Source organism: Pseudomonadota bacterium (genome assembly GCA_026388215.1).
GTDB lineage: Bacteria > Desulfobacterota > Syntrophorhabdia > Syntrophorhabdales > Syntrophorhabdaceae > JAPLKF01.
The window spans coordinates 1-8,136 of sequence record JAPLKF010000220.1 but is presented as its reverse complement, the minus strand read 5'-3'; the positions used below and the strand labels follow the sequence as shown (position 1 = coordinate 8,136).

7 protein-coding genes and 1 tRNA gene are annotated in these 8,136 nt (G+C 42.7%); 5 read left to right on the top strand and 3 right to left on the bottom strand.

Going from position 1 to position 8,136, the window contains the following annotated elements:
• Positions 1-18 precede the first annotated feature (18 nt).
• Positions 19-1,116: an ATP-dependent 6-phosphofructokinase gene (locus NTU69_11205; GenBank protein ID MCX5804076.1), complete on the top strand. Its 1,098-nt coding sequence runs from the start codon at positions 19-21 to the stop codon at positions 1,114-1,116.
• Positions 1,117-1,368: 252 nt separating this feature from the next.
• Here NTU69_11205 and NTU69_11200 read toward each other — a convergent pair whose 3' ends face one another.
• Together NTU69_11200 and NTU69_11195 are read right to left on the bottom strand one after the other, a co-directional pair.
• Positions 1,369-2,244, bottom strand: coding sequence for a hypothetical protein (locus NTU69_11200; GenBank protein MCX5804075.1), 876 nt, complete (start codon positions 2,242-2,244; stop codon positions 1,369-1,371).
• A 170-nt stretch (positions 2,245-2,414) separates the two neighbouring features.
• Positions 2,415-4,190 (bottom strand): hypothetical protein, encoded by a 1,776-nt coding sequence (locus NTU69_11195; protein ID MCX5804074.1) that lies wholly within the window; start codon positions 4,188-4,190, stop codon positions 2,415-2,417.
• A gap of 480 nt (positions 4,191-4,670) precedes the next feature.
• On the opposite strand from NTU69_11195, the gene NTU69_11190 reads away from it, so the two are divergent.
• Both NTU69_11190 and NTU69_11185 read left to right on the top strand, forming a co-directional pair.
• Positions 4,671-5,300, top strand: a complete 630-nt coding sequence (locus tag NTU69_11190) for a hypothetical protein (GenBank protein ID MCX5804073.1) — start codon at positions 4,671-4,673, stop codon at positions 5,298-5,300.
• A gap of 20 nt (positions 5,301-5,320) precedes the next feature.
• Positions 5,321-6,133: a class II fructose-bisphosphate aldolase gene (locus tag NTU69_11185; GenBank protein MCX5804072.1), complete on the top strand. Its 813-nt coding sequence runs from the start codon at positions 5,321-5,323 to the stop codon at positions 6,131-6,133.
• Positions 6,134-6,237: 104 nt separating this feature from the next.
• Here the strand turns inward: NTU69_11185 and NTU69_11180 are convergent, their stop codons facing one another.
• Positions 6,238-7,230 (bottom strand): fructose-1,6-bisphosphatase, encoded by a 993-nt coding sequence (locus NTU69_11180; GenBank protein ID MCX5804071.1) that lies wholly within the window; start codon positions 7,228-7,230, stop codon positions 6,238-6,240.
• A gap of 391 nt (positions 7,231-7,621) precedes the next feature.
• Between NTU69_11180 and NTU69_11175 the strand changes: the two genes are divergently transcribed.
• Together NTU69_11175 and NTU69_11170 are read left to right on the top strand one after the other, a co-directional pair.
• Positions 7,622-7,697 (top strand) — tRNA-Pro (locus NTU69_11175).
• A 128-nt stretch (positions 7,698-7,825) separates the two neighbouring features.
• On the top strand, positions 7,826-8,136 hold a 311-nt coding region (locus NTU69_11170; protein MCX5804070.1), incomplete at its 3' end, for a hypothetical protein.

The window sequence follows — 8,136 nt, the reverse complement described above, 5'->3', positions numbered from 1 at the left end:
GGAGAAAAAGTCATGAAACTGAAAATAGCTATTTTAACAGGTGGAGGAGACTGCCCCGGCCTGAATGGTGCGGTCAAATGGGTAACAAAAAGTGTTCTTGATCCAAAACTCGTTGAGAAGCGATCTGTTTCTTTTGAAGTTATCGGTGTTGCTGACGGTTGGAAGGGATTGGTAGAGGTTGATCCTGACGATCCGAAAAGCTGCGATCGATACCTCAAGCGTCTGGATGAAGAGATCGTTCGAACATGGGACCGGTATGGTGGAACAAACTTAGGGACCTCACGTACAAACCCGTTCAATCCGAAAAATGATCGTTCTGAAAAATTAATTGATAATATTAAAAAGCTTGGGATAGACGCACTTGTTGTGCTTGGCGGAGAAGATACGCTTGGTGTTGCCTATAAATTGCACAAACTGGGCATCAAGACAATAGGCATTCCCAAGACCATTGATAATGACCTTACAGGAACCGAATATTCGCTCGGTTTTGATACCGCTGTTAATGTGATTATGGAGGAAATTGATCGGCTGAGAACCACCGCAGGTTCTCACGGCCGAATCTTTGTTGTTGAAACAATGGGACGTCATGCAGGATGGCTCGCCCTCCACGGAGGTGAGTGCAGCGGTGCATATATTATTTTGATACCCGAACACCATTTTGATATGGGCAAGGTATGTGAACTTCTTCGTGAACGAAGGGGACGGGAAATAAAATATTCGATTATTGTCGTTTCTGAAGGGGCGAAACCTTCGGGCCAGCATGAATTTCTGAGAAATGGTAAGGTAGATGAATTCGGACATCCCTCACTTGGAGGAATAGCGAGTTATGTAGCTGGTGAGATTGAAAAACAAACAGGATTCGAATCGCGCCATCTCATCTTGAGTCATTTACAGCGGGGAGGATCGCCATCCGCACATGATCGTTTAATGGCCAGATGGTTTGGTATTGCCGCTGCTGATATGATAATCAACGAGGACTTTGGACGCATGGTAAGTCTTGTACGTGGTGAAATTACAAGCGTTCCCATGAAAGAGATCGTCAATAAATTGAAACTTGTTGACGTGGAAAAATATTATGATACCGAAAGGTATAATGGCCGCAGATCGATAATGTAGATAGATTTTAAACTTTTCTGGGTTTGATGATTTTTTTGGTGCTTGCACCTACAAAGCGTGGAGATTAACTGACGCTAAAAGTTGAGGATTTGCGAGTGAAAGCGATAACACGAAGGTCAGCGAGCCGCGTATTTTGCGGATTCGCTGCACCGATTCGTTAGGCAACTGACGGGTACAATCCGGGTACATGGGTTACAGTATTCAACTTTTCACCAATGCTCCCACACCTCTTAAAGATCGCTGTAAAATCAATTATATTGAATCTCCATGGTCCAAAGCCTTCAGCATAGCTCTTATAAGACAGCCTGGTGATTTAACTAACAAAATGTTCGGGTTATCTCTAAACGGCAACGGTTTATCAATCCTGAGCAGTCTCATCACTTCGTCAGTCATTCTATTTAAGTCAGGGTCATTATTATTGCTTTTAGCAGCAGTTAGTATTCCAGCAATAAAACTTGCGGCTTCGGAATTGCTATTGACTGGCGCGCCAATTTTATGAAGTAACAGACCTTTTTCAAATTGATTTATGTAACATGTCGAAAACATTTCTCTTTCGGATTGATTTTTGTATGCGATCTTAGGACACGAAGATGTTCCGGGGAAGCATAATGTTGCTTTTGCATTCTTTGGATCACACTTGACAGCTTTAGGTTTGATCAATTTTGCTATTGAGTAAAGCATATCAATCTTGCCCTTTGAATCGCGGTAAAATACTCCAAAGGATCCAATTGAATTATACTTCGTGAAAGACAAGATATTTGGCGGAAAACATAGCTTTCTTCCGCAGTTTTCTATCTTTGGCCTGCTATTCAGCAACTCCCACTGAAAATAGTCTCCTGTAAAATCAAGGAATCTTTTTCCTTGAATAGACGTTCTATGATACTTAGCTTGCAGGAAACATAATTTAACCGAATTCTTTAAATATGAAACAATGACAAGGTCTGAAATCTCCCGTTTAACTGATTTGTTTGCAGCACAAGAATTGTACCTGACATAGCACCTATGACTTTCCTTCACAAAACACGCAGAGGCGTACCGACTTGTTAGTGATTTTGCCATAGCCTTAAATATCCTAACTTCATTTGGTTTCGATATTTTCTTGATTGCCTTGTTAATTTCGTTTTTCATCTGTATAGCACAAAGGTCACCGACGCGGCGCGATGTTTTGCCGTGTTCGGTCATGTTAAGTTAGATAAGTTAATGTAAACACAAGTTTTTTATGAACATTTGCCGTAAATCAGCGGTGTCTTTTTCTCGTTTCAATGGCCTGTCTCCTTTGGTTATAGTAGATCCTCAGTTCATGATTGTTTAATTGAATCACGAAGGAGATCATGGAGGATTTTTCTGTCTGCATCATTTACACGAATCTTTCCTTTTGTATGTACTCCTGCGCTTATCAGACTATCGACTAATTCCCAACCCTTCAATGACTTGGAAAATTGAAGATACTGAGACATTAGCTTGGATGCCGTTTTGACATCATTTAGTTCAATGTATCTATCGACCAAAAACAGATAAACCTTCCGAAGAACCATCTTGTTCAATGACTTGGAAAATTGAAGATACTGAGACATTAGCTCGGATGCCATTTTGACATCATTTAGTTCAATGTATCTATCGGCCAAAAACAGACGAACCTTCCGAAGAACCATCTTGTCCTTCAATGATTCGGTTGCTTCTGAGAGCAGTTCAGCCTTGTCCCTCGTGTCAAGACCCTTCAATGATTCGGTTGCTTCTGAGAGAAGTTCAGCTGCCCTTTTTTTCTCTCCCAATTGCCCATATAGTCCAGCTATGGAAGCAAGGATATATATTTTCTCTTCCTTCCGAGCTTGATTCAGAGAGGAATTCAGGAGGGTTATGGCTTTTTCCTTCTGCCCGGCTTTCGCATATTCTCCTGCTACGATAACTGACACAGCGCATTTTATTTCTGGATTCCTTTCTGAAATCTTCAAGGATTTTTCAAACTGCCCCGATTTTGCGTATCCAGCAGCTACCCTAAACAACAGATAAGGCAAATAAGTCAAACGTTCCTTTTCAGCAAGTTGAACAACTTTGTCGTAGAACCCAGCTTCCAGATACGCTACCAAAACATTTCCTAGCTTATAGCTCTTTTTTGATTTCATAGCCGTTTTTAATACCTCTGAAAGGATCTCATCCGCTTTGTTTTTGGCCCCAGCCTTCGCATAGACGATACCTATCTTTATACGAAGAGAATCGCTTACCTTCGTCTTTGGACTCTTCATTTCAGACTCGGCCTTTTTTACCATTGCCAGTGCCTTTTCGCTCTGGCCTGATTCCGCATAGACGGCCCCAATTGCTACATAAACTTCGGCCCTGTAATCTTCCCCTGTGATCTTTCCGGCGACTTCCTCAGCTTTGTCGTATTCACCGATCTCTGCAAAACCCTCGCCCACAACGCTCAGGTGCGCATCTCTTTCAATGGCATCGAGGCCTTTGCATAGTGATTCCGTCCTTATTTTCGTCCAACAAAATTCGTTCCGCAACTTGGCCGAATTTTCAAAGAGATCAATTAAAATTAGTTTTGATTTCTCTTTGTCCCCTATTATTTGATAGCTAATTGCCAGATCCTTCAGCGCAAAAGTCCTGCTTAATTCATTTTTTACCTTCATGGTCTGCGCATGTTTTAGAAACCGAGAAAGAAGTCTTTCAGCTTTCTCTTTCTCTCCGCTCTCCTTCAGTATCTTGATAGTTGACGAATAATTGAATGTAACTATAACACTTATCATCATCTCAGCGCCACAAAACAAGGGATCTTCTTCGGCTTCAGCTCGTGCCTGTGCCTTTTCCAAGACGGTGGTTCTAAAATCCGATACTCTATATAAATCAAGCAATAGCTGACCTTGAGCTATCTGAACCGCCATATTTGAAGAGGGATATTTTGAGGTTATTCTTTCTATGTTTACAAAAGCCTTTTTGTAGAGTTGGTATGCCTGCACATAACTACTATTCTCCGCCTCTCTCGCTTGCTTGATAGAATTAGAGGCCTCGACAAAAAGTTTATTTGCCTTTTCGTCAGAACTTGAACAAGCAAAAAGCGTAAGCAAACCAAACAAAAAAATCAGATGTATAACAGTCGTAATTTTTCGCATCAGCTCCCCCTTTTTTTTCGAATTTGCATCAATATTAGATTCCATGGGTTATTCCTTCGGCAAGGGTAAACACCAGTTGTTTGCGGCGAATAGTTTTTCCCGCTTTGGTTTTTAATACCCTGTTGTTTACTGCGAGTAATCATGGCTGGCATGGAAAACCCCCTTTTTCCATGAAGTAATTTTAACTTATTATACTTCTGTCATCATCGAATGACAATTATAAGTTACAGATTACTGTTTGAAAGAGCGCAAGAAAAGAAAAAAAGAGGTTATAAACATTTCAGGAAGCAAGCGGGTAAGGGATTCAATAATGATTCTGATTGAAGAATTACTAAAAAACAATGTTTAATATTTGGAGTAGATGTGATATTCATAAAGCATAATGGTACTTGAATTCAAGGTAGCGCGAAAAACAGCATTAAGACTTAATTATAGGAGGTTAATATGGCTAACTTAAAGATTAAAGACATCCTGGACGTGCTTGATAACAGTCTGGAGATTCATCAGGGAGTGGTTCGGGTGAGTAATCCTTCCAGGTTTCGCGAAAAGGTTCAAAAGCTTGCAGAGGTATCGGCACTTGAGTCGGGAGAAAAACAGGGGCTTGCACGCTATCTCACACGTGCGGCCGCGCTCGATTTGGGGATTATCCCTGCCTCGATTCATGATCTCTACATAGCCCGCGGCCGCGGTGAGGTGCCACCTGTTTTTACAGTTCCTGCGATCAATTTACGTGCCCTTTCCTATGACGCGGCCCGGATTATCTTCCGCGTGGCGAAAAGTATGGATGCTTCGGCGTTTATATTTGAAATAGCCCGCTCTGAAATTGGGTACACAGGCCAGCGCCCCACAGAGTATGCCACCTCTGTCCTCGCCGCTGCTATCGCGGAGGATTATAAAGGACCGGTCTTTATCCAGGGCGACCACTTTCAGGTCTCTGCCAAGCGGTATGGTACTAACCCCGACGCAGAGTTACAGGCATTGAAAGACGTGATACGGGAATCTATCGCTGCAGGTTTTTTTAACATTGATGTAGATAGGAATCTATCGCTGCAGGTTTTTTTAACATTGATGTAGATACTTCCACGCTGGTAGATTTGAATAAGCCCTCTGTGCCTGCACAGCAGGCGCTCAACACGGAGCTTTCTGCCGAATTGACCTCCTATATCCGTAAGCTGGAGCCGAAGGGGGTTACCATTTCAGTTGGCGGCGAAATCGGTGAAGTTGGCGGTCGCAATTCGACAGAAGAAGAATTACGTGCCTACATTGAAGGGTTCAGGAAGGAACTGGATAAACGGGGCGCTGGCATGACAGGATTAAGCAAAATCAGTATCCAGACAGGGACATCACACGGTGGTGTTGCATTACCTGATGGGTCTATTGCGAAGGTTAAAGTAGATTTTGACACACTGAAAAGGTTAAGTCAGATTGCACGGCGAGATTATGGTATGGGAGGCGCTGTGCAGCATGGCGCATCGACCTTGCCCGAAGATGCCTTCGGGAAGTTCGTGGAAACGGAAGCATGCGAGATTCACCTGGCAACAGGTTTTATGAATATGTTCTTCAACCGTATTCCTGAGAATTTGCGCGAGGAAATGTATGCCTATCTACGGGAAAAACACGCCTCAGAGCATAAAAGCGATATGACTGATGAACAATTCTACTATAAGGTACGCAAAAATGCGGTGGGCCCATTCAAGGCACGCTCCTGGTCTTTACCGCTTTCCGTGAAAGAAGAAATCAAAAAGGACTGGGAATCCCAGTTCAGGAAGCTCTTTGATGTGTTGGGGTCGAGAGGCACCCGTCAGTACGTTGAGAAATTTGTAAAGCCGGTTGTAATTCAACCCAGTATTAAAGACTACCTTGGTGAGGCAGCGGGGGTCGAGAGCGTGAGTGACCTTGCCGATTGATATGCATTTAACGCGGTGCTCGCTTAAGTAGATTCTGTTGTTCAGTAAGCAGTAAGGGGTAAACAGTAAGTAGGAACTGTCTACCCCTTACTATCTGTTCTCTACTACTTCTGTTGTCCCTTGAGAACCTCCGTAATCTCATCTATCAGCGGTTTCGAACCAACATAAAGGGCGGTTCTTTGATGGTGCTTTTTTGGCTGGAGGTCGAGTATGGGCGTTCCTGTTTCATCCACAGCATCTCCACCAGCCTCGCGGCACATGAAGGATACAACAGCAGCCTCGTACATCAGCCGTAGTTTCCCCTCAGGCCTGTTTTTCTTTGGATTTGGATGGTTTACAATGGCAGGGTACATGAACATGCCACCATTGGAAAGGATCCGATGGAAATCCCCTGCCAGGGAACCGAGGTATCTGAAGGCATATTTTTGCATATTCTTGGCTATCCACCCCTGGACTCTATGGGCATAGGTAAAATGGTTGGCGGCGTTGAATGATAACTCCCAGCTCTTTCTATCCTCCGGGAGCATCATGCGGACAGGCTTGACATAGTCCATTGTTTCATCTATATGGAATCTCCATGTTCCAGCTTCCTTCAATGCAAGCGTGAATGTGCCTGTTGGTATAACAAACATTCCTGCTGCTATACAATCTTTCCCGGCCCTCAAATGGCCATCCTCAGGTCCCTCGAGATTCCGCTTGGCAATGCTGAAGAGAAAGCCGACGGGCAGACCGTGGGCAACGTTTGATGAACCATCAAGGGGATCAAAATAGACAAAATAACGGCCGCCATTTTCATTGAGCGGGATTATATCATCCGACTCCTCGCTGACCGCATGAATTACCCTGTTTGTGGTCTTCAGGTAATGTATTGTAATATTATGCGCAATTTGATCCATGCGCATCACGTCTTCGCCCTGAATGTTTACCTCATGTGCCTGTCCTAGGTTTCCTTTTAAGGCACCTGTCAGATAGTAGTACTGGATATGCTTTGCTGCACTGATCAGGGCATCCATCAGGATGAGAAAGTGGTAAGTACGATTGTATTTTTCCTGATGGGCAAGTAAAAAGTTCATAAAGGTTTGTTCTAACTGTATCATGTTAACTCCTCATTAATAATTGATAAGAAATTGTATTTATTTACTATAAAATACTATAAAAGAATCGATTAATTCAATAACTTCTTAATAAAATAGCGAGTGAAATAAGCTTAAGTGGTAGGCTAAAACGTACGCACAAATTCCTATGAGATTTAAGGGGTATGCATTTCCGTTAATAATGGAGTATGCGGAGTGGTACAATAGATGGGGGCAGGTCATCGATTGTTTTTAAAATATAGATTCCCACGGGCAAGCCCATGGCATTGTTAATACATACGCTCCGCGTAATTTAAAGAATATTTTGGATTGTATTCCTTAATACAAATAATGTTAACCACTTATAATAAAACCTATGGACATTTTTAAAAATATCCTATAAAATTTAATTTCTCGGGGCGTAGCGCAGCATGGTTTAGCGCACTTGCTTGGGGTGCAAGAGGTCGCAGGTTCAAATCCAGTCGCCCCGATTTATTATTTATAGCTATCAGCAATTAGTCTTCAGCAATCAACGTGTGAGCTCATAGTTCATAGCTCATGGTTCATAATTCACGGCTAATAACTGAATGCTGATTGTTGTTTAAAATACGGTGATTTAATGCTTATCCTTCTTACAAATGATGACGGAATACGCTCTGAAGGGCTTATGACCTTGAGGGATAATCTCTTGAAAAGGCATGAGGTATACGTTGTTGCACCGGAGAGAGAAAGAACATGTGTCGGACACGCCATCACCATCCATAAGCCTTTAAGGATAAAGGAAATAGGTGGCAATATCTTTTCTACAAACGGGACGCCTGCTGATTGTGTTTTTCTTGCAGTGAGGATTTTACTTGAAAAGAAGCCTGATTTTATTATTTCCGGTTTAAATACTGGACCCAACATGGGTCAGGATGTGAACTATTCAGG

Excerpts from the sequence above, each read along its gene's own strand:
- NTU69_11200 (MCX5804075.1), bottom strand. The coding sequence starts at position 2,244 with ATGAAAAACGAAATTAACAAGGCAATCAAGAAAATATCGAAACCAAAT.
- NTU69_11190 (MCX5804073.1), top strand. The coding sequence starts at position 4,671 with ATGGCTAACTTAAAGATTAAAGACATCCTGGACGTGCTTGATAACAGT.
- NTU69_11180 (MCX5804071.1), bottom strand. The coding sequence starts at position 7,230 with ATGATACAGTTAGAACAAACCTTTATGAACTTTTTACTTGCCCATCAG.